Origin of the sequence: Bacillus sp. SJZ110 (genome assembly GCF_006715455.1) — a bacterium.
Classification (GTDB): Bacteria; Bacillota; Bacilli; order Bacillales; family Bacillaceae; genus Bacillus; species Bacillus subtilis.
The window spans coordinates 212085-235859 of sequence record NZ_VFNF01000003.1 but is presented as its reverse complement, the minus strand read 5'-3'; the positions used below and the strand labels follow the sequence as shown (position 1 = coordinate 235859).

At 48.8% G+C, this 23775-nt stretch carries 12 protein-coding genes; 5 read left to right on the top strand and 7 right to left on the bottom strand.

Features of this window, described 5'->3' with window-relative positions:
- The first annotated feature begins 4 nt into the window (after nt 1-4).
- From srfAB to FB592_RS11235, 4 genes are all read left to right on the top strand, one after another.
- A complete protein-coding gene (gene srfAB / locus FB592_RS21315; RefSeq protein ID WP_141949518.1) occupies nt 5-10759 on the top strand; it encodes a surfactin non-ribosomal peptide synthetase SrfAB in 10755 nt (3584 codons plus the stop codon).
- A 36-nt stretch (nt 10760-10795) separates the two neighbouring features.
- A complete protein-coding gene (srfAC, locus tag FB592_RS11245; protein WP_141949517.1) occupies nt 10796-14623 on the top strand; it encodes a surfactin non-ribosomal peptide synthetase SrfAC in 3828 nt (1275 codons plus the stop codon).
- A gap of 28 nt (nt 14624-14651) precedes the next feature.
- Nucleotides 14652-15380, top strand: a complete 729-nt coding sequence (gene srfAD, locus FB592_RS11240; RefSeq protein WP_021481773.1) for a surfactin biosynthesis thioesterase SrfAD — start codon at nt 14652-14654, stop codon at nt 15378-15380.
- 101 nt (nt 15381-15481) lie between these two features.
- Nucleotides 15482-16708 carry an MFS transporter gene (locus tag FB592_RS11235; protein ID WP_021481772.1) on the top strand — a complete coding sequence of 409 codons (1227 nt, stop codon included), beginning with the start codon at nt 15482-15484 and terminating at the stop codon, nt 16706-16708.
- 14 nt (nt 16709-16722) lie between these two features.
- On the opposite strand, the gene FB592_RS11230 is transcribed toward FB592_RS11235, so the two are convergent.
- Together FB592_RS11230 and FB592_RS11225 are read right to left on the bottom strand one after the other, a co-directional pair.
- Nucleotides 16723-17280: a YcxB family protein gene (locus FB592_RS11230; protein WP_021481771.1), complete on the bottom strand. Its 558-nt coding sequence runs from the start codon at nt 17278-17280 to the stop codon at nt 16723-16725.
- A gap of 53 nt (nt 17281-17333) precedes the next feature.
- Nucleotides 17334-18272, bottom strand: a complete 939-nt coding sequence (locus FB592_RS11225; protein WP_125121460.1) for a DMT family transporter — start codon at nt 18270-18272, stop codon at nt 17334-17336.
- Between the two features lie 123 nt (nt 18273-18395).
- Here FB592_RS11225 and FB592_RS11220 point away from each other — a divergent pair, with 123 nt between their 5' ends.
- A complete protein-coding gene (locus FB592_RS11220) occupies nt 18396-19730 on the top strand; it encodes an aminotransferase-like domain-containing protein (RefSeq protein WP_141949516.1) in 1335 nt (444 codons plus the stop codon).
- Here FB592_RS11220 and FB592_RS11215 read toward each other — a convergent pair.
- The 5 genes from FB592_RS11215 to tcyA form a co-directional block, all read right to left on the bottom strand.
- On the bottom strand, nt 19725-20399 hold the full coding sequence (locus tag FB592_RS11215) for a 4'-phosphopantetheinyl transferase (RefSeq protein WP_032726545.1): 675 nt from the start codon (nt 20397-20399) through the stop codon (nt 19725-19727). The two genes, FB592_RS11220 and FB592_RS11215, sit on opposite strands and share 6 nt — an antisense overlap.
- Before the next feature lie 104 nt (nt 20400-20503).
- Nucleotides 20504-21151, bottom strand: coding sequence for a YczE/YyaS/YitT family protein (locus FB592_RS11210; RefSeq protein WP_014475783.1), 648 nt, complete (start codon nt 21149-21151; stop codon nt 20504-20506).
- Between the two features lie 320 nt (nt 21152-21471).
- On the bottom strand, nt 21472-22215 hold the full coding sequence (gene tcyC / locus FB592_RS11205; RefSeq protein WP_043940049.1) for a cystine ABC transporter ATP-binding protein TcyC: 744 nt from the start codon (nt 22213-22215) through the stop codon (nt 21472-21474).
- Nucleotides 22216-22228: 13 nt separating this feature from the next.
- Complete coding sequence (tcyB, locus tag FB592_RS11200; protein WP_003234541.1) at nt 22229-22933, bottom strand: cystine ABC transporter permease TcyB; 705 nt, start codon at nt 22931-22933, stop codon at nt 22229-22231.
- The gene (gene tcyA, locus FB592_RS11195) at nt 22920-23726 is read right to left on the bottom strand and encodes a cystine ABC transporter substrate-binding lipoprotein TcyA (RefSeq protein ID WP_032726543.1); all 807 of its coding nucleotides are present in this window, start codon (nt 23724-23726) and stop codon (nt 22920-22922) included. Before tcyA ends, tcyB begins: the two co-directional genes overlap by 14 nt.
- Nucleotides 23727-23775 lie beyond the last annotated feature (49 nt).

The window sequence follows — 23775 nt, the reverse complement described above, 5'->3', positions numbered from 1 at the left end:
GCATATGAGCAAAAAATCGATTCAAAAGGTGTACGCACTGACACCAATGCAGGAGGGAATGCTGTATCATGCGATGCTTGATCCGCATTCTTCCTCGTACTTCACACAAATAGAGCTTGGGATTCACGGCGCTTTTGATCTTGAAATCTTTGAGAAAAGCGTCAATGAACTGATTCGGTCATACGATATTCTCCGTACGGTATTTGTGCATCAGCAGCTGCAAAAACCGCGTCAGGTCGTGTTAGCGGAACGCAAAACAAAGGTGCATTATGAGGATATCAGTCATGCAGACGAGAACCGCCAGAAGGAGCACATTGAGCGTTACAAACAAGACGTTCAGCGCCAAGGCTTTAACCTGGCAAAAGACATATTGTTCAAGGTAGCGGTTTTCCGCCTTGCTGCAGATCAGCTGTATCTTGTCTGGAGCAATCATCATATTATGATGGACGGCTGGAGCATGGGCGTCCTCATGAAAAGCCTGTTCCAAAACTATGAAGCGCTCAGAGCAGGCAGGACACCGGCAAACAGTCAGGGCAAGCCTTATTCCGATTACATCAAGTGGCTTGGAAAACAGGACAATGAAGAAGCGGAGAGCTACTGGAGCGAGCGCTTGGCGGGTTTTGAACAGCCAAGCGTGCTCCCGGGCCGCCTGCCTGTGAAAAAAGACGAATACGTCAATAAAGAATATTCATTTACATGGGACGAAACACTGGTTGCCCGTATTCAGCAAACCGCAAATCTCCATCAAGTGACAGGGCCTAACCTATTTCAGGCCGTTTGGGGCATTGTTCTCAGCAAATACAACTTTACGGATGATGTGGTCTTCGGAACGGTCGTCTCGGGACGACCGTCTGAAATCAACGGAATCGAAACGATGGCGGGGCTGTTTATCAACACCATTCCAGTGCGGGTGAAAGTTGAACGAGATGCTGCATTCGCTGATATTTTCACAGCTGTTCAGCAGCATGCAGTAGAGGCAGAGCGTTACGATTACGTGCCGCTCTATGAGATTCAAAAACGCTCAGCTCTTGATGGCAATCTCTTAAACCATCTGGTCGCGTTTGAAAATTATCCGCTTGATCAAGAGCTTGAAAACGGCAGCATGGAAGACCGCCTCGGGTTTTCGATTAAGGTAGAAAGCGCATTTGAACAAACGAGCTTCGATTTCAACCTGATTGTGTATCCGGGCAAAACGTGGACCGTCAAAATTAAATATAACGGAGCCGCCTTTGATTCCGCTTTTATCGAACGGACAGCGGAGCACCTTACCCGCATGATGGAAGCAGCTGTCGATCAGCCGGCCGCTTTTGTGCGTGAGTACGGGCTTGTGGGAGACGAAGAGCAGCGGCAAATTGTCGAGGTGTTTAACAGCACGAAAGCCGAACTCCCTGAAGGAATGGCTGTTCACCAAGTGTTTGAAGAGCAAGCGAAACGGACGCCGGCGAGCACTGCCGTCGTATATGAAGGAACCGAGCTGACGTACCGCGAGCTGAATGCAGCCGCTAACCGTCTGGCGAGAAAGCTTGTCGAACAAGGCCTTCAAAAAGGGGAAACAGCAGCGATTATGAACGATCGCTCAGTAGAAACCGTTGTCGGCATCCTGGCTGTGTTAAAAGCAGGCGCCGCATATGTGCCGCTTGATCCAGCGCTTCCGGGGGATCGTCTTCGTTTCATGGCAGAGGACAGCTCCGTTCGAATGGTTTTGACCGGAAATTCTTATACAGGGCAGGCACATCAGCTGCAAGTGCCGGTTCTTACACTGGACATAGGCTTTGAAGAGAGTGAAGCGGCTGACAATCTCAACCTGCCATCCGCCCCGTCTGATTTGGCGTACATCATGTACACATCCGGTTCAACGGGCAAACCGAAAGGCGTCATGATCGAACATAAAAGCATTCTGCGCCTCGTCAAAAATGCCGGGTACGTTCCTGTTACTGAAGAGGACCGCATGGCGCAAACGGGAGCTGTCAGCTTTGATGCCGGAACGTTTGAGGTATTCGGCGCACTGCTGAATGGCGCAGCGCTTTATCCAGTCAAAAAAGAAACGCTGCTTGATGCAAAACAATTTGCTGCATTCCTGCGTGAGCAAAGCATCACAACCATGTGGCTGACATCACCTTTATTCAACCAGCTTGCTGCAAAGGATGCGGGTATGTTCGGCACACTGCGCCATTTAATCATCGGCGGAGATGCCCTTGTCCCGCATATTGTCAGCAAAGTAAAACAGGCATCGCCGTCGCTTTCATTGTGGAACGGATACGGCCCGACAGAAAACACGACATTTTCAACCAGTTTTCTGATCGACCGCGAGTATGGCGGCTCTATCCCAATCGGGAAGCCGATCGGTAATTCCACTGCCTACATCCTGGATGAGCAGCAATGCCTGCAGCCAATCGGCGCGCCTGGTGAGCTTTGCGTAGGCGGAATCGGTGTAGCGCGTGGGTATGTCAATCTCCCTGAGCTGACAGAGAAGCAATTTCTCGAAGATCCGTTCAGACCGGGTGAGAGAATTTATCGCACTGGTGACTTGGCAAGATGGCTGCCGGACGGCAATATCGAATTTTTAGGCAGAATCGACAACCAAGTGAAGGTGCGCGGCTTCCGAATTGAGCTTGGCGAAATTGAAACAAAACTGAACATGGCTGCGCATGTGACAGAGGCTGCGGTGATCATCCGCAAGAACAAAGCGGATGAAAATGAAATTTGCGCGTACTTTACGGCGGACCGTGAAGTGGCTGTGAGCGAGCTGAGAAAAACACTGTCTCAGTCTTTGCCTGACTATATGGTCCCTGCCCACCTGATTCAAATGGACAGCCTGCCGCTCACGCCAAACGGGAAAATCAACAAAAAAGAACTGCCTGCACCGCAATCAGAAGCCGTGCAGCCGGAATACGCAGCACCAGAAACAGAGAGTGAAAAGAAATTAGCGGAGATCTGGGAAGGAATACTCGGCGTCAGAGCAGGCGTTACCGATAACTTCTTTATGATCGGCGGCCATTCTTTGAAAGCGATGATGATGACGGCGAAAATTCAAGAGCATTTTCATAAGGAAGTTCCGATAAAAGTGCTTTTTGAAAAGCCGACTATTCAAGAACTGGCACTGTATTTGGAAGAGAACGAAAGCAAGGAGGAGCAGACGTTTGAACCGATCAGGCAAGCATCTTATCAGCAGCATTATCCTGTATCCCCGGCCCAGCGGAGAATGTATATCCTCAATCAGCTTGGACAAGCAAACACAAGCTACAACGTCCCCGCTGTACTTCTGCTGGAGGGAGAAGTAGATAAAGACCGGCTTGAAAACGCGATTCAGCAATTAATCAACCGGCACGAAATCCTCCGTACATCGTTTGACATGATCGACGGAGAGGTTGTGCAAACCGTTCATAAAAACATATCGTTCCAGCTGGCGGCTGCCAAGGGACGGGAAGAAGACGCGGAAGAGATAATCAAAGCATTTGTTCAGCCGTTTGAATTAAACCGCGCGCCGCTCGTCCGTTCGAAGCTTGTCCAGCTGGAAGAAAAACGCCACCTGCTGCTCATTGATATGCATCATATTATTACTGACGGAAGTTCAACAGGCATTCTAATCGGTGATCTTGCCAAAATATATCAAGGCGCAGATCTGGAACTGCCACAAATTCACTATAAAGATTACGCAGTTTGGCACAAAGAACAAACTAATTATCAAAAAGATGAGGAATACTGGCTCGATGTCTTTAAAGGCGAACTGCCAATACTGGATCTTCCCGCGGATTTCGAGCGGCCAGCTGAACGGAGCTTTGCGGGAGAGCGCGTGATGTTTGGGCTTGATAAGCAAATCACGGCTCAAATCAAATCGCTCATGGCAGAAACAGATACGACAATGTACATGTTTTTGCTGGCGGCGTTCAATGTACTCCTTTCCAAGTACGCGTCACAGGATGATATCATTGTTGGCTCGCCGACAGCTGGCAGAACACATCCTGATCTGCAAGGTGTGCCGGGTATGTTTGTCAACACGGTGGCACTCAGAACGGCACCAGCGGGAGATAAAACCTTCGCGCAATTTCTTGAAGAGGTCAAAACAGCCAGCCTTCAAGCATTCGAGCACCAGAGCTATCCGCTTGAGGAGTTGATTGAAAAGCTTCCGCTTACAAGGGATACAAGCAGAAGTCCGCTGTTCAGCGTGATGTTCAACATGCAGAATATGGAGATTCCTTCATTAAGATTAGGAGATTTGAAGATTTCCTCGTATTCCATGCTTCATCATGTTGCGAAATTTGATCTTTCCTTGGAGGCGGTCGAGCGTGAAGAGGATATCGGCCTAAGCTTTGACTATGCGACTGCCTTGTTTAAGGACGAGACGATCCGCCGCTGGAGCCGCCACTTTGTCAATATCATCAAAGCGGCCGCGGCTAATCCGAACGTTCGGCTGTCTGATGTAGATCTGCTTTCATCTGCAGAAACGGCTGCTTTGCTAGAAGAAAGACATATGACTCAAATTACCGAAGCAACCTTTGCCGCTCTTTTTGAAAAACAGGCCCAGCAAACACCTGACCATCCTGCGGTGAAGGCTGGCGGAAATCTGCTGACCTATCGCGAGCTTGATGAACAGGCGAACCAGCTGGCGCATCATCTTCGTGCCCAAGGGGCCGGAAATGAAGACATCGTCGCGATTGTTATGGACCGGTCAGCTGAAGTCATGGTATCGATTCTCGGTGTCATGAAGGCGGGGGCAGCTTTCCTTCCGATTGATCCTGATACACCTGAAGAACGAATCCGTTATTCATTAGAGGACAGCGGAGCAAAAATTGCGGTCGTGAATGAAAGAAACATGACGGCTATTGGGCAATATGAAGGGACAATCGTCAGCCTTGATGACGGTAAATGGAGAAATGAAAGCAAGGAGCGCCCATCATCCATTTCCGGGTCTCGCAATCTTGCATACGTCATTTATACGTCCGGTACGACCGGAAAGCCAAAGGGCGTGCAGATTGAGCATCGTAATCTGACAAACTATGTCTCTTGGTTTAGTGAAGAGGCGAGCCTGACGGAAAATGATAAGACTGTATTGCTTTCATCTTACGCATTTGACCTTGGCTATACGAGCATGTTCCCTGTACTTCTGGGCGGGGGCGAGCTCCATATCGTCCAGAAGGAAACCTATACGGCGCCGGATGAAATAGCGCACTATATCAAGGAGCATGGGATCACATATATCAAGCTGACACCGTCTCTGTTCCATACAATAGTGAACACCGCCAGTTTTGCGAAAGATGCGAACTTTGAATCCTTGCGCTTGATCGTCTTGGGAGGAGAAAAAATCATCCCGACTGATGTTCTCGCCTTCCGTAAGATGTATGGACATACCGAATTTATCAATCACTACGGCCCGACAGAAGCAACGATCGGCGCCATTGCCGGGCGGGTTGATCTGTCTGAGCCGGATGCATTTGCGAAACGCCCGACAATCGGACGCCCGATTGCGAATGCCGGCGCGCTTGTCTTAAATGAAGCATTGAAGCTTGTGCCGCCGGGAGCGAGCGGACAGCTCTATATCACGGGACAGGGGCTTGCGAGAGGGTATCTCAACAGGCCTCAGCTGACAGCCGAGAGATTTGTAGAAAATCCATATTCGCCGGGAAGCCTCATGTACAAAACCGGAGATGTCGTACGAAGACTTTCTGACGGTACGCTTGCATTTATCGGCCGGGCTGATGATCAGGTGAAAATCCGAGGCTACCGCATTGAGCCGAAAGAAATTGAAACGGTCATGCTCAGCCTCAGCGGAATTCAAGAAGCGGTTGTACTAGCGGTTTCCGAGGGCGGTCTTCAAGAGCTTTGCGCGTATTATACGTCGGATCAAGATATTGAAAAAGCAGAGCTCCGGTACCAGCTTTCCCTAACACTGCCGTCTCATATGATCCCTGCTTTCTTTGTGCAGGTTGACGCGATTCCGCTGACGGCAAACGGAAAAACCGACAGAAACGCTCTGCCGAAGCCTAACGCGGCACAATCCGGAGGCAAGGCCTTGGCCGCACCGGAGACAGCGCTTGAAGAAAGTTTATGCCGCATTTGGCAGAAAACACTTGGCATAGAAGCCATCGGCATTGATGACAATTTTTTCGATTTAGGCGGCCATTCATTAAAAGGGATGATGCTGATTGCCAACATTCAGGCGGAATTGGAGAAAAGCGTACCGCTTAAAGCACTGTTCGAGCAGCCGACTGTTCGCCAGCTGGCGGCTTATATGGAGGCGTCTGCCGTTTCAGGCGGCCATCAAGTCCTCAAACCGGCTGACAAGCAGGCTATATATCCATTGTCATCCGCACAGAAACGGATGTACGTGCTCAATCAGCTTGACCGCCAGACGATAAGCTACAACATGCCATCTGTTCTTCTAATGGAAGGAGAGCTTGATATTTCGCGCCTGCGTTACTCACTCAATCAGCTTGTGAACCGTCACGAATCATTGCGGACATCATTTATGGAAGCCAATGGTGAGCCTGTTCAGCGCATCATTGAGAAGGCGGAGGTTGATCTTCATGTGTTTGAAGCCAAAGAAGACGAAGCGGACCAAAAGATTAAGGAATTTATCCGGCCATTCGACTTAAACGACGCACCGCTCATTCGCGCAGCTTTGCTTCGAATAGAAGCGAAAAAACATTTGCTGCTTTTAGATATGCATCACATCATCGCAGACGGCGTCTCAAGAGGCATTTTTGTAAAAGAATTGGCGCTGCTTTACAAAGGAGAACAGCTTCCGGAGCCGGCGCTTCATTATAAAGATTTCGCCGTTTGGCAAAATGAAGCTGAGCAAAAAGAACGGATGAAGGAGCATGAGGCGTATTGGATGTCGGTTCTTTCTGGCGAGCTGCCAGAGCTTGATCTCCCGCTCGATTATGCCCGTCCGCCTGTGCAAAGCTTTAAAGGAGATACGATCCGTTTCCGTACGGGAAGTGAGACGGCAAAGGCGGTAGAAAAACTGCTTGCGGAAACCGGAACGACCTTGCACATGGTGCTCCATGCTGTTTTCCACGTCTTTTTAAGCAAAATTTCCGGACAGCGGGATATCGTCATCGGCTCCGTTACTGCCGGCCGGACGAATGCTGATGTTCAGGACATGCCGGGAATGTTCGTCAATACACTTGCCCTGAGAATGGAAGCGAAAGAACAGCAAACATTTGCGGAGCTTTTGGAGCAAGCAAAGCAGACGAACATGTCAGCGTTTGAGCATCAGGAGTATCCGTTTGAAGATCTGGTTAATCAGCTTGATCTCCCTCGGGATATGAGCCGAAACCCATTGTTTAATGTGATGGTGACGACAGAAAACCCTGATAAAGAACAGCTTACATTGCAAAATCTGAGCATTTCACCTTATGAGGCTCATCAGGGAACTTCTAAGTTTGATCTGACACTGGGCGGATTTACTGATGAAAATGGCATTGGCTTGCAGCTCGAATATGCGACAGATCTGTTCGCGAAAGAAACAGTTGAAAAATGGAGCGAATACGTTCTGCGGCTACTAAAGGCTGTTGCGGATAACCCGAACCAGCCGCTTTCCAGCCTGTCACTTGTCACAGAGACAGAAAAGCAAGCACTTCTTGAGGCATGGAAGGGCAAAGCGCTGCCTGTGCCGACAGACAAAACGGTTCATCAGCTATTCGAAGAGACTGTCCAGTGCCACAAAGACTGTCCGGCTGTCACATACAACGGCCAGTCTTGGACGTACGGCGAGCTGAATGCGAAGGCAAACCGTCTCGCGCGGATTCTGATGGACTGCGGCATCAGCCCGGATGACCGCGTCGGCATTCTCACGAAGCCGTCGCTTGAAATGTCCGCCGCGGTGCTCGGCGTCTTGAAAGCCGGAGCGGCGTTTGTGCCGATTGATCCTGACTACCCGGATCAGCGGATTGAGTATATTTTACAGGACAGCGGCGCGAAGCTTCTCTTGAAACAGGAAGGCATTTCAGTGCCGGACAGCTTTACGGGAGATGTCATTCTTCTCGACGGAAGCCGCACGATTCTAAGCCTGCCGCTTGATGAAAACGACGAGGGAAATCCAGAGACGGCTGTAACCGCGGAGAACTTGGCGTACATGATTTACACGTCTGGAACGACCGGACAGCCGAAGGGTGTCATGGTCGAGCACCATGCGCTTGTGAACCTGTGCTTCTGGCACCACGACGCGTTCAGCATGACAGCGGAGGACCGCAGTGCGAAGTACGCGGGCTTCGGGTTCGACGCTTCCATTTGGGAGATGTTCCCGACCTGGACGATCGGTGCTGAACTTCACGTCATTGATGAAGCGATCCGCCTCGATATCGTCCGCCTGAACGATTACTTCGAAACGAACGGCGTAACGATCACGTTCCTGCCGACACAGCTTGCGGAACAGTTCATGGAGCTTGAGAACACATCACTTCGCGTATTGCTCACTGGAGGAGACAAGCTGAAGCGGGCAGTGAAAAAGCCGTACACACTCGTCAACAACTACGGGCCGACAGAAAATACGGTCGTTGCCACGAGTACAGAAATCCATCCGGAGGAAGGCTCGCTTTCCATCGGACGGGCGATCGCCAATACGAGAGTATACATTCTCGGCGAGGGCAATCAGGTGCAGCCGGAAGGCGTAGCCGGAGAGCTTTGCGTGGCGGGGCGCGGACTGGCACGCGGCTATCTGAATCGAGAAGACGAAACCGCGAAGCGGTTTGTCGCTGATCCGTTTGTGCCTGGTGAGCGCATGTACCGCACCGGCGATTTGGTGAAATGGACGGGCGGCGGCATCGAATACATCGGCCGGATCGACCAGCAGGTCAAGGTCCGCGGCTACCGGATCGAGCTCTCAGAAATCGAAGTCCAGCTCGCCCAGCTTTCTGAGGTGCAGGATGCGGCGGTAACAGCAGCTGTCAAAGATAAAGGCGGCAATACAGCGATCGCGGCGTATGTCACACCGGAAACAGCTGATATAGAAGCGCTGAAATCAGCACTGAAGGAAACCCTGCCGGATTACATGATCCCGGCGTTCTGGGTGACGCTGAACGAGCTTCCGGTTACGGCAAACGGCAAGGTGGACCGCAAAGCCTTGCCTGAGCCGGACATCGAAGCGGGAAGCGGAGAATACAAAGCGCCGACGACCGACATGGAAGAGCTGCTTGCCGGCATCTGGCAGGACGTGCTTGGAATGGCTGAAGTCGGTGTCACCGACAATTTCTTCTCGCTTGGCGGAGATTCCATCAAAGGAATTCAAATGGCGAGCCGCTTGAATCAGCACGGCTGGAAGCTGGAAATGAAAGATCTCTTCCAGCATCCGACGATCGAAGAGCTCACCCAGTACGTAGAGCGTGCCGAAGGCAAACAGGCAGACCAAGGCCCGGTGGAGGGCGAAGTCATCCTGACGCCGATCCAGCGCTGGTTCTTTGAAAAGAACTTCACGAACAAGCACCACTGGAACCAATCGGTGATGCTTCACGCCAAGAAGGGCTTTGATCCTGAACGGGTGGAGAAAACATTGCAGGCGCTGATCGAGCATCATGACGCGCTCCGTATGGTCTTTCGTGAGGAAAACGGGCACATCGTTCAGGCGTATCAACCGATCGGTGAGAGCGAGGTCAGCTTCGAAATCGTGGATCTGTACGGCTCCGATGAAGAGATGCTGAGAAGCCAGATTAAAATTCTCGCGAACAAGCTGCAGAGCAGTCTCGATCTGCAAAACGGGCCGCTTCTAAAGGCGGAGCAATATCGCACAGAAGCTGGGGATCACCTGCTCATTGCTGTACACCATCTCGTGGTCGACGGTGTGTCATGGCGGATTTTGCTTGAAGACTTTGCTTCAGGCTACATGCAGGCTGAGAAAGAAGAGAGCCTTGTCTTCCCGCAAAAAACAAACTCCTTCAAGGACTGGGCGGAAGAACTGGCGGCATTCAGCCAATCAGCGCATCTTCTACAGCAGGCTGAATACTGGTCGCAAATTGCCGCTGAACAGGTTTCTCCTTTACCGAAGGATTGTAAAACAGAGCAGCGGATCGTCAAGGATACATCATCTGTCCTATGTGAATTAACGGAAGAAGACACGAAACATCTTTTAACAGATGTTCATCAGCCATATGGAACTGAAATCAACGATATTCTTCTCAGCGCGCTCGGTTTGACAATGAAAGAATGGACAAAGGGGGCCAAAATTGGCATTAACCTTGAGGGACACGGCCGGGAGGACATTATCCCGAATGTGAATATCTCCAGAACGGTCGGCTGGTTTACGGCACAATACCCTGTTGTGCTCGACATATCTGACGCAGATGCCTCGGCTGTGATCAAAACAGTCAAAGAAAACCTGCGCCGCATTCCGGACAAAGGTGTTGGCTACGGCATTCTTCGTTATTTCACAGAAACAGCGGAAACAAAGGGCTTCACACCGGAGATCAGCTTCAACTATTTGGGCCAATTCGACAGTGAAGTCAAAACCGATTTCTTTGAACCGTCCGCTTTCGATATGGGGCGCCAAGTAAGCGGAGAATCAGAGGCGCTGTACGCTTTAAGCTTCAGCGGCATGATCAGAAATGGCCGGTTTGTGCTTTCCTGCTCCTACAATGAAAAGGAGTTTGAAAGAGCCACGATTGAAGAGCGAATGGAACGGTTTAAAGAAAACCTCCTGATGTTAATCCGCCATTGCACGGAAAAAGAAGACAAGGAATTCACACCAAGCGACTTTAGCGCCGAAGACCTTGAAATGGACGAGATGGGAGATATCTTTGACATGCTTGAGGAGAATTTAAAATAAAACGCAAGGGAATTACAGAAGGCGGGAGCGAAACATATGAGTCAATTTAGCAAGGATCAGGTTCAAGATATGTATTACCTATCGCCGATGCAGGAAGGGATGCTTTTTCATGCCATCCTGAATCCCGGCCAAAGCTTTTACCTTGAACAAATCACGATGAAAGTAAAAGGCAGCTTGAATATCAAATGTCTTGAAGAAAGCATGAATGTGATCATGGACCGGTACGATGTATTTCGTACCGTGTTCATTCACGAAAAAGTAAAAAGACCTATCCAAGTCGTATTGAAAAAACGGCAGTTCCATATAGAAGAAATCGATCTGACACACTTAACGGGCAGCGAGCAAACAGCCAAAATCAATGAGTACAAAGAACAGGATAAGATCAGGGGTTTTGATTTGACGCGGGATATTCCGATGCGGGCAGCCATTTTCAAGAAAGCTGAAGAAAGCTTTGAATGGGTGTGGAGCTACCACCACATTATTTTGGACGGATGGTGCTTCGGCATCGTCGTACAGGATCTATTTAAGGTATACAATGCTCTGCGCGAACAAAAGCCGTACAGCCTGCCCCCCGTCAAACCGTATAAAGACTACATCAAGTGGCTTGAAAAGCAGGATAAACAAGCATCGCTCCGCTACTGGCGCGAGTACTTGGAGGACTTTGAAGGACAAACGACGTTTGCGGAGCAAAGAAAGAAACAAAAGGCCGGCTATGAGCCGAAAGAGCTGCTCTTTTCACTGCCGGAGGCGGAAACAAAGGCCTTTACCGAGCTTGCAAAATCGCAGCATACCACTTTAAGTACGGCGCTGCAGGCAGTCTGGAGCGTATTGATCAGCCGCTATCAGCAGTCTGGCGATTTGGCCTTCGGTACAGTTGTTTCAGGGCGTCCCGCGGAAATCAAAGGCGTTGAACATATGGTCGGGCTGTTTATCAACGTTGTCCCGAGACGTGTGAAGCTGTCTGAGGGTATCACATTTAACGGCTTGCTCAAGCAGCTGCAGGAGCAATCGCTGCAGTCTGAGCCGCATCAATATGTGCCGCTTTATGACATCCAAAGCCAGGCCGATCAGCCGAAACTGATTGACCACATTATTGTTTTTGAGAACTATCCGCTTCAGGATGCGAAAAATGAAGAAAGCAGTGAAAACGGCTTTGATATGGTGGATGTTCATGTTTTTGAGAAGTCGAATTATGATCTCAACCTGATGGCTTCCCCGGGAGATGAGATGCTGATTAAGCTTGCTTATAACGAGAATGTGTTTGATGAGGCGTTTATCCTGCGCTTGAAATCTCAGCTTCTCACAGCAATTCAGCAGCTCATCCAGAATCCGGATCAGCCTGTCAGCACGATCAACATCGTTGACGACAGGGAGAGAGAATTTTTGCTAACCGGCTTAAACCCGCCGGCTCAAGCTCATGAAACAAAGCCTCTGACGGATTGGTTCAAGGAAGCAGTGAACGTCAATCCGGATGCACCGGCGCTTACGTATTTCGGCCAGACCCTGTCTTATCGCGAATTAGATGAGGAAGCGAACCGCCTTGCACGCCGGCTGCAAAAACAAGGTGCGGGCAAAGGCTCTGTTGTAGCGCTGTACACGAAGCGCTCACTTGAACTGGTGATCGGCATTCTCGGTGTATTAAAGGCGGGAGCAGCCTATCTGCCGGTTGATCCGAAGCTGCCAGAGGACCGAATCTCGTATATGCTGGCTGACAGTGCGGCAGCCTGTCTTCTGACGCATCAGGAGATAAAAGAACAAGCGGCTGAGCTGCCGTATACAGGCACAACGCTCTTCATTGATGATCAAACACGGTTTGAAGAACAGGCAAGCGATCCTGCAACCGCGATTGATCCTAATGATCCGGCATATATCATGTACACGTCCGGCACAACCGGAAAGCCAAAAGGCAATATCACCACTCATGCCAATATTCAAGGATTGGTCAAGCATGTAGACTACATGGCATTTTCTGATCAGGATACGTTCTTGTCTGTTTCGAATTACGCCTTTGATGCATTTACCTTTGATTTCTATGCTTCTATGCTGAATGCGGCACGGCTCATTATCGCAGATGAACATACGCTGCTTGATACAGAACGGCTCACAGATCTGATCCTGCAAGAGAATGTCAATGTCATGTTTGCGACAACCGCACTATTTAATCTTCTCACAGATGCGGGAGAGGATTGGATGAAGGGGCTTCGCTGTATATTATTCGGCGGAGAGCGCGCGTCAGTGCCTCATGTCAGAAAAGCGCTGCGGGTCATGGGGCCGGGCAAGCTGATTAACTGCTACGGGCCGACTGAGGGAACAGTGTTTGCGACAGCTCACGTCGTGCATGATATACCGGATTCCATCTCCTCATTGCCGATTGGAAAGCCGATCAGCAATGCCAGTGTTTATATTCTGAACGAGCAAAGCCAGCTCCAGCCATTCGGGGCGATCGGTGAACTGTGCATCAGCGGAATGGGCGTGTCAAAAGGGTATGTAAATCGTGCTGACCTCACGAAGGAAAAGTTTATCAAGAACCCGTTCAAGCCGGGAGAGACGCTTTACCGCACAGGGGATTTAGCGCGCTGGCTGCCGGATGGAACGATTGAATACGCCGGCCGTATTGACGACCAGGTCAAAATACGCGGACACCGGATTGAGCTTGAAGAAATCGAAAAGCAGCTGCAGGAATACCCAGGTGTGAAAGATGCGGTCGTTGTGGCGGACCGCCATGAGTCTGGCGATGCATCAATCAATGCCTACCTCGTGAACCGGACGCAGCTTTCAGCTGAGGACGTGAAGGCGCACCTGAAAAAACAGCTTCCTGCTTACATGGTGCCGCAAACCTTTACCTTCTTGGATGAGCTTCCTTTAACGACGAACGGGAAAGTCAATAAACGGCTGCTCCCAAAACCTGATCAGGATCAGCTGGCGGAAGAATGGATTGGACCGCGGAACGAGATGGAGGAAACAATCGCACAAATCTGGTCTGAGGTTCTCGGCAGAAAGCAAATTGGCATTCATGACGATTTCTTTGCGCTCGGAGGGCATTCCTTGAAGGCAATGACCGCCGCTTCCCGCATCAAGAAAGAGCTCGGGATTGATCTTCCAGTAAAGCTTTTGTTTGAAGCGCCGACGATCGCCGGCATTTCAGCGTATGTGAAAAACGGGGGCCCTGATGGCTTGCAGAATGTAACGATAATGAATCAGGATCAGGAGCAGATCATTTTCGCATTCCCGCCGGTCTTGGGCTATGGCCTTATGTACCAAAATCTATCCAGCCGCTTGCCGTCATACAAGCTGTGCGCCTTTGATTTTATTGAGGAGGAAGACCGGCTTGACCGCTATGCGGATTTGATCCAGAAGCTGCAGCCGGAAGGGCCTTTAACATTGTTTGGATATTCAGCGGGATGCAGCCTGGCGTTTGAAGCTGCGAAAAAGCTTGAGGAACAAGGCCGTATTGTTCAGCGGATCATCATGGTCGATTCCTATAAAAAACAAGGTGTCAGTGATCTGGACGGACGCACGGTTGAAAGTGATGTCGAAGCGTTGATGAATGTCAATCGGGACAATGAAGCGCTCAACAGCGAAGCCGTCAAACAAGGCCTCAAGAAAAAAACACATGCCTTTTACTCATACTACGTCAATCTGATCAGCACAGGCCAGGTGAAAGCAGATATTGATCTGTTGACTTCCGGCGCTGATTTTGACATGCCGGAATGGCTTGCATCATGGGAAGAAGCTACAACAGGTGCTTACCGTATGAAAAGAGGCTTCGGAACACACGCAGAAATGCTGCAGGGCGAAACGCTAGATAGGAATGCGGAGATTTTGCTCGAATTTCTTAATACACAAACCGTAACGGTTTCATAAAAGAAGTGATGAAAGGAGGAGACAGCCAATGAGCCAACTCTTCAAATCATTTGATGCGTCGGAAAAAACGCAGCTCATCTGTTTTCCGTTTGCCGGCGGCTACTCGGCGTCGTTTCGCCCTCTCCATGCTTTTTTGCAGGGGGAGTGCGAGATGCTCGCTGCCGAGCCGCCGGGACACGGCACGAATCAAACGTCAGCTATTGAGGATCTTGAAGAGCTGACGGATTTGTACAAGCAAGAACTGAACCTTCGCCCTGATCGGCCGTTTGTGCTGTTCGGACACAGTATGGGCGGAATGATCACCTTCAGGCTGGCGCAAAAGCTTGAGCGTGAAGGCATCTTTCCGCAGGCGGTTATCATTTCTGCAATCCAGCCGCCTCATATTCAGCGGAAGAAAGTGTCCCACCTGCCTGATGATCAGTTTCTCTATCATATTATCCAATTAGGCGGAATGCCCGCAGAGCTTGTTGAAAATAAGGAGATCATGTCCTTTTTCCTGCCTTCTTTCCGATCAGATTACCGGGCTCTTGAACAATTTGAGCTTTACGATCTGGCCCAGATCCAGTCGCCTGTTCATGTCTTTAACGGGCTTGATGATAAAAAGTGCATACGAGATGCGGAAGGGTGGAAGAAGTGGGCAAAAGACATCACATTCCATCAATTTGACGGCGGGCACATGTTCCTGCTGTCACAAACGGAAGAAGTCGCAGAACGGATTTTTGCGATCTTGAATCAGCATCCGATCATTCAACCGTGATCAAAAGCGGACAGCTTCGGCTGTTCCGCTTTTTTTTATGTTGAATGCCAATTTTTGCATGGTATAATAGTCGAAATACTCAAATAAAGGAAGGTCGAAACATGCGCACGTCTCCCAGGATGAAATGGTTTGTATTGCTGTTTACGTTTGTTTTCGCCATCGGAATGAACTCATTCAGAAATTCCTTTCAATTTTTTATGCTGCCAATGGCAGATGCCTTCCATGCCGACAGGTCGCTGATCTCGGTTTCTGTCAGCATTTTTATGATCACAACCGGCATCGTCCAGTTTTTTGTCGGTTTTTTTATCGACCGTTTCAGTGTCAGAAAAATTATGGCGCTTGGAGCTGTCTGCATCAGCGCAAGCTTTTTGGTGCTTCCTTATTCACCGAATGTTCATGTGTTTTCCGCCATTTACGGTGTGCTTGGCGGAATCGGCTATTCCTGCGCGGTCGGCGTGACGACCCAGTACTTCATCAGCCGTTGGTTTGACACACACAAAGGCCTGGCGCTTGCTATTTTGACCAATGCCAACTCTGCGGGCCTGCTGCTTCTCTCGCCCATTTGGGCTGCGGCTCCGTATCATGCCGGCTGGCAGAGCACCTATACCATTTTGGGAATCGTCATGGCGGCTGTTCTGCTGCCGCTCCTCGTCTTTGGGATGAAGCACCCGCCACATGCGCAAGCGGAGTCTGTGAAAAAATCTTATGATTGGCGGGGGTTTTGGAACGTGATGAAGCAATCCCGCCTCATTCATATCCTGTACTTCGGCGTGTTTACTTGCGGATTTACAATGGGAATTATTGATGCTCACCTCGTCCCGATACTGAAGGATGCGCATGTCTCTCATGTCAACGGAATGATGGCCGCGTTCGGGGCGTTTATCATCATTGGCGGATTATTGGCGGGCTGGCTGTCAGATCTCCTCGGCAGCAGAAGCGTCATGCTATCCATCTTATTTTTCATTCGGCTGCTCAGCCTCATTTGCCTGCTCATTCCCATTCTCGGAATTCATCACAGCGACCTTTGGTACTTCGGGTTTATCCTGTTATTCGGGCTCAGTTACACAGGCGTGATCCCGCTGACCGCGGCGTCAATTTCGGAAAGCTATCAAACAGGATTGATCGGATCGCTGTTAGGCATCAATTTCTTTATCCATCAGGTTGCCGGAGCTCTCAGCGTGTATGCGGGCGGTTTGTTTTTTGACATGACTCATGGTTATTTGCTGATTGTCGCTGTGTGCATCGTGTTTGTGGGTTTATCGGCTGTAATAGAGCTGGTGCCGTTTTTAGATAAACAGAAGGCAAAAGAAACCCACCATTCAATATAAAAGGATCAGCACTGTCAATGCTGATCCTTTTTAAATTTGAGTTTTTTTGTTTCGGTATTTTTAAGGATAATCCCCTTGAATCTGTTCATCTCCTCTTCGGAGTGAAAAAAATGTTTGGGGATCGCAATATATTGGCTGCTGGATGTATTGATGCGGAAGATATTCTTATATTCGAAAACAGCTGTGATTTCATTCCAATTGAAAATGAGGTTATATTTTTTAGAACTTATACAGATTCCTTCTTGATTGAGGGTATATGTTCTTTTAGATTTCATCCGTTCGTTCTTCTTGTATGCTCTGGAAAACTTCACATATAGAAGAAGGAGGAGCAGCAGTGTAAACAGAACTGACATCACGATAATCAACATACTGTTCATAAACAAGTTAAGCGCGTCACTGCCATAAACGATACGGGGCCATCCATTAATGAAGTTAACTGCAGCAAATATGGCGCAAAACAACAGAAAGTAAAAGCATGATATTTTTGCGAATTGATAAAAAAAGATTTCTCTTACATCCTTAAAAGCGATTTCTCCTGGAAGATTGATACTTTCACTAGCATATTGAATCATACGGTAAACCTACACCTCTAACCATGTTTTTCCTTTCAGTCTAGCATAATTTTTCATTTTTTTGCAGGTATACCAGGGCGCTTTGTTTTTTTCTCCAGATTGATATTGCTCCCCACCACGCCAATCATAATACAAACAGCCCCGGCAAGATGGTACCAGACCAGGCTTTCGTTGAGAATCACAACTCCTGCAATCATCGTCACAATGGTAGATACATGATTAAAAGCACTCATTTTAAACGCCTCAATTCGCGACAGCGTATAGTTAGACAGAAATGAAGTGACAAGTGAAGACAGCACGCCCAAATACACAATGGCGAGAACGAAGCCGGGCTCCCGGAACGGCAGAAAATAAGTGCCGACTGTTCCCGCCACTCCGTGACGCACAAGGGCGATGGCGTTGAAGACGACAAAGCCGATGGCTGACATGATGTAGGTGAGCTCGGTCAGCTTGAACCGCTGCGTCATTTTTCTGGCAGCAGTATTGTACATCGCTGAAGACAAAGCAGACAATAGGATCAGCAAAGACCCTTTTAAGCTGGCTGATTCCACGTCAACGCCTTTCATCACAAAAATAAACATGACGCCGGCAACGGATAAAACCGTGAACCCCTTTTGCGTCCACGTTGGGCGTTCCTTTAAAACATAAGCGGCAAAGACCATCGTGAAAATCGGAATGGCTGCCTGAATAATTCCCGCTTCAGAGGAGGACGAGTACACAAGGCCGAATGCCTGAAAGCTGAAAAATAACGCGGGATACAGCAGGGCGAGCGGCAAAATGGCAATGACGTCCTTTATGCGGATTGATAGCTTTACCCAGCCGAATAAGATCGGTATAGTGGCCGCAGCAAACGCAATGGTGAACCGATGCGCCAAAATATCAAACGGCTCTGCTGTTTGCAGTGCGATTTTTACGAATAGAAAGGATAAACCGATAATGAACGAATATAAAATAGCCGCTATATAAGCGGGGGCTTGCTGATGTTTAACCATAATGGGAAGGGCTCCTTTACCTGAATTGCAGCGCCGGTCGCTCCCTTTATTGTATGGCCGCGGTCAGAACGGTACAATGAGAAAAACAATGAACTGTACCGGTACAAAACAGGGGGAGAAGGCATGGAGAAATATATGAGTCTATTAACGAGGATAGAGGAGATAATGCAAAGCACCGCCTATCAAGAAGGAGACAGGCTTCCATCTATCCGTCAGCTGTCCGCCCGCTACCAAGTCAGCAAAAGCACAGTGATCCGCGCGCTGCAGGAGCTGGAAAAGCGCCACCTTATCTATTCTGTTCCGAAAAGCGGCTATTATATTGTGAAAAAGACAGGGAAATCAAGAAGCGGGCAGCCTGGCCCCATCGACTTTGCCACATCTGCGCCGGACCCAGATGTGTTTCCGTATCTTGATTTTCAGCACTGCATCAACAAAGCGATTGATACATACAAAAACGATTTGTTTATTTATGGGACGCCAAAGGGGCTTCCATCACTCATCCGCGTACTCCAAAAGCTCTTGGCCACTCAACAGGTATTTGCGGATGAACGGCATATTTTCATTACATCAGGTGTCCAGCAGGCGTTATCCTTGCTTTGTGCCATGCCGTTCCCAAATGGGAAAGAGAAGATCGCCATTGAACAGCCGGGCTACCATTTGATGGTCGAACAGCTTGAGACACTTGGGATTCCCGCCATCGGGGTGAAACGAACAGAAGAAGGGCTTGATATAGCCAAGGTTGAGCGGTTATTTCAAACAGAATCGATTAAATTTTTTTATACGATGCCGCGCTTCCATAACCCGCTTGGGTGCTCATTGTCAGAGCGTGATAAACAGGAGCTTGTGAGACTGGCAGAAGCGTATGATGTCTATCTCGTTGAGGATGATTACCTCGGTGATCTGGAGGAAAATAAAAAGGCAGATCCGCTGTACGCATATGATCTGTCCTCACATGTCATCTATTTGAAAAGCTTCTCGAAAATGATGTTCCCCGGCCTCCGCGTGGGGGCGGCTGTTTTGCCCGAAGCGCTGACTGACACGTTCTATGCGTACAAAAAACTGAACGACATCGACTGTTCGATGATTTCTCAAGCGGCATTGGAGATTTACCTGAAAAGCGGTATGTATGGCAGGCATAAGGAGAAAATCAGAGATTCTTATAAAGAGCGGTCGCTGAGGCTACATCAAGCCATTCGAACTCACAGGCAGCTGGGAAGCGGACGCTTTACGTTCTCCAGCGGGCAGGCACCCTGTATGCACACCCATCTGGTGCTTCCTCAGGATCTGCCCGCCTCAAGAGTGATTCATAGACTGAAAAAACAAGGGGTTCTCCTTGAGGCGATAGACCGTCATTATTTATCAGATTATCCGAAAGAAAATCTATTAAAAATCAATATTTCCAATGTGAAAACGGAAGATATTGAGCGCGGTGTCAAGCTGTTGATGAGCCATTTATAGAAGCTCTTCGTACGAGACCATTGTGATATCCTCAGGGAAATCAGGGTGTGCGGCGCATACAGCCATTTTGTAGCCGGGATCGACCTCATACGTTTTGATATAGCATGGGGAATGGCTGTCCGGAAGCTCAATGGATACTTGTCCGTCCTGGTGCAGGCGCACTGAAAAGGAATCAAGCGGAAGCGATAAGCCTTTGCCTTCCTGTTTGATAAAGCTTTCTTTCATTGACCATAGATGATAAAAATAGTCTGTCTGCTCGTCCTTGTCTTTTGCTAAAAGGTCGCTGTACTCTGTTTTTGAAAAGAAGCGCTTGGCGATCTCAAGGCTGATCGGTTTCGTTTTTTCGATATCTATGCCGATCGGCTGTGAATCAAACGCACCAATGACCCAGCGGCCGGAGTGAGAAATGTTGAAATGAGCGTCGGGAAGATCAGGGATGCACGGCTTCCCGTATTCCTGTGTGCTAAAGCGGATATCGGATTTGTCCAACTGATACTGCCTGCTTATGACTGAGCGAACGAGCACATCTCCCAGCAGGGTGCGGTGAGCATCTTCTTTATGATAAAATCTCCGGCATTTCTCCCGTTTTTCAGGTGATATGAAAGACATGAACCGTTCATTTTCTTCCTGTGAAAGCGGGCGGTCCATATAAATTCCGTAAATCTTCATTCTAGATCCTCCGTCTGCAAAAGATTGTCAAAACCATCCTATCATACTTCCACAAGACTCATATAGAGGAGAAAATAAAAAAACAAAGCCAAGGCGGCTTTGTTTTAGTGTACAGGCGGAGATGCTTTCACAGCGGCTGTCCGCCTTGCCACAGCATAATTCAGCAGCTGGATTGACTGGGGCAATGAAAAGCGCAAAATAAGTCCGGTGAGGATGGCGGTCAAAATGGTGCCAAAACCGATCGGCCCGCCCATGCCCCATGCCGCAAACAAAATGGTTATTTCCATGCCGTTCCGCACCCATTGCACATTCCAGCCGGTTTTTTCTGTAATCAGCATCATCAGTGAATCACGCGGCCCCGCGCCAAGGCCTGCTGATACATAAACACCGACGCCGTAACCGATCAGCACCACGCCTAGAGAGAAGACGATGATCGAGCCTGTGTAGGTCGAGGGGGCAGGCAGAATGAAATTGAAAAAATCTATAAATACACCAATGAGCACCATATTCAGGAGGGCACCAATTTTCGGCCAAGCTCTCGTAAACAATGACGTGAATCCGACGATGAGCGCTCCAATAATGATGGACCACTGGCCGACGGTAAGCCCGAAGTGCTGAAACAGGCTGTAATGAAATGCATCCCACGGACTAATGCCGAGTGCTTTTCCTTCTATCGTCAGGGATACACCAAAAGCCAAAATGATCAAACCGGCAAAATAAAATGTCCAGCGCAGAACAAGTTCTTGCTTCACGTGAGGTCCCTTCTTTCGTAAAAATCAGTCGATTGTCATTGTAGCACATCTGACAGAAGGGCGGAATAGGCGAAAGGGGCTCAACAAAAAAACAGGGCCGCCGCGGGCGCCCTGTTTCAGCGTGTTGGCAAACCCTTGCATTCGTTGTCAGGCCTGTGCTTCGGTGCTCACGAATTTAACATTCGCTGTGCTCCAATGCTCGCCCTTCCTAGACTTCAAAGGTTTTCAATCACGCTGAAAATCACAAAATCCTAAAACGAAAATCGTTTTAGGATTTTGTCAATAATCTGAAACAGGGCGCTGGCGCCCTGTTTTTCTTATTACAGCGGGTTCAAAATCCGGTTCAAGAACCGCTGTGTCCGTTCTTCTTTTGGTGCAGTGAAAATTTGCTCCGGCGGTCCTTGCTCCACGATAACGCCGCCGTCGATGAAGATGACTTCATCCGCAACTTCCTGCGCGAACTTGATTTCGTGGGTCACGACGACCATGGTCCAGCCTTCATTGGCCAAGTCCTTGATAACCTTCAGCACCTCTCCGACAAGCTCGGGATCAAGCGCTGAGGTCGGTTCGTCAAACAGCATGAGCTCAGGCTGAATCGCCAGTGCGCGGGCGATGCCGACGCGCTGCTGCTGGCCGCCGGAAAGCTGGAACGGATATAAATCCATTTTGTCCTTCAATCCGACTTTATCAAGAAGCTGAATCGCTTCTTTTCTGACTTCCTCTTTGTTCCGTTTTTGCACCTGAATAGGGCCCTCCATCACGTTTTCGAGGGCTGTGCGGTGCGGGAACAGGTGATACGCCTGAAACACCATTCCGGATTTTCGGCGAAGCTTTAGGATATCTGCCTGTTTCACCTTTTTGGAGAAATCGATGGAGAAATCATCAAATGCAAGCTCTCCGCGATTCGGGATCTCCAGAGCGTTCAGGCAGCGGAGCAGCGTCGTTTTCCCTGAACCTGAAGGCCCAAGTATGGCGATGACTTTTCCTTTTTCAATCTTCATATCTATCTTTTTTAAAATTTCATTTTCACCGAATGATTTGTTTAATCCTTTAACGGTAAGCATACTCGGAACCTCCTTATTTGGCCACGTAGCGGTCAAGACGCCGTTCGATGACATGCTGGACGAGTGAGAGCAGGAAGCAGATAATCCAATAAATAAAGGCTGCTTCAATATAGATCACTAAAATTTGATCAAGATTCCGCGCGCCGATTTCCTGGGCTTTTCTGAACAGCTCAGCGACCAGAATTTGAGAGGCGAGGGATGTATCTTTAATCAGGCTGATAAAGGTATTGGATAATGGCGGGATCGACACACGAAACGCCTGCGGCAAAATGACGCGGAACAGCGTTTTTTGATGTGTCATGCCAATTGTGTAGCCGGCTTCCCATTGCCCTTTCGGCACGGATAAAATAGATGCCCGAATGATTTCAGATGCATAGGCGCCGACGTTTAATGAAAAGGCGATAACTGCGCTTGGAAATGGATCTAATGTGACGTTAAAGGCCGGGAACAGATAGAAAATGATGAACAATTGAACGAGAAGAGGAGTGCCGCGTATTGCGGATACGTATACACTAAACACCCATCTCAAAGGTCTCACTTTCGACATTCTGGCAAGCGCCGTAATCAGCGCCAGGATCATTCCGAATATAAAGGAAAGAATCGTAAGGGGAATCGTATAGTAGATTCCCCCTGAAAGTATCGGCCAGAATGACTGCTGCACCAGATCCCACGGGATCGCCGTGCCAAGCGTCAATGCCGGCAGATTATTTAGAAACATCTTCGCCGAACCATTTTTTAGAAATTTTAGAAAGAGTCCCGTCCTCTTTCATTTCTTTTAATGCTTTGTTGACTTGATCAACAACCTCGCCGCTTCCTTTACGGAACGTGAAATATGTTGACTGAGGATCACCTGTTTCAAACGCGATTTTCACGTTTTTATTGCCAGATGTTTTTAAGTAGTTCAATACGGCAAGCTTATCGTTGTATGTCATATCGACGCGGCCTTGCTGGATCATTTGAAGGGCCTGCGCCATACCTTCAACGCCTTCTACTTTAGCGCCGGCATTTGTAGCTAATTTGTTGTAGTTGCTTGTCAGTGATTGAGCTGACGTTTTTCCTTTTACGTCTTTTTCAGACTTAATATCGTTGTTGTCTTTTTTCGTTACGACAACAGCTCTTGATGTTGTGTATTTATCTGAGAAATCATATTTGTCTTCACGATCTGTTTTTCCGACTTGGTTGGCAACAACGTCAAACCGTTTGGAATTCAGGCCGGCAAACATACTGTCCCACTGTGTTTCCTTAAAGTCGACTTTAAGCCCGAGGCGTTTTGCGACTTCTGTGATAACTTCGACATCATAGCCAGTCAGTTTATCAGTGTCTTTGTCGTGGTAAGTGAACGGCTCATATGTTCCTTCCGTTCCGACTGTGAGCACACCTTTTTTCTTAATTGAAGCCCAAAGATCGCCATCTTTGGCATTATCTTTTGACTGATTGTCATTTCCTGCTCCGCAAGCTGCAAGAGCTGCAATACTTACGACCATGAATAAAGCCAATAATGCTTTTTTCATCTTATTCCCCACTTTTCTGGTTGATTTTATTGAAATAAAAAAATAGCTT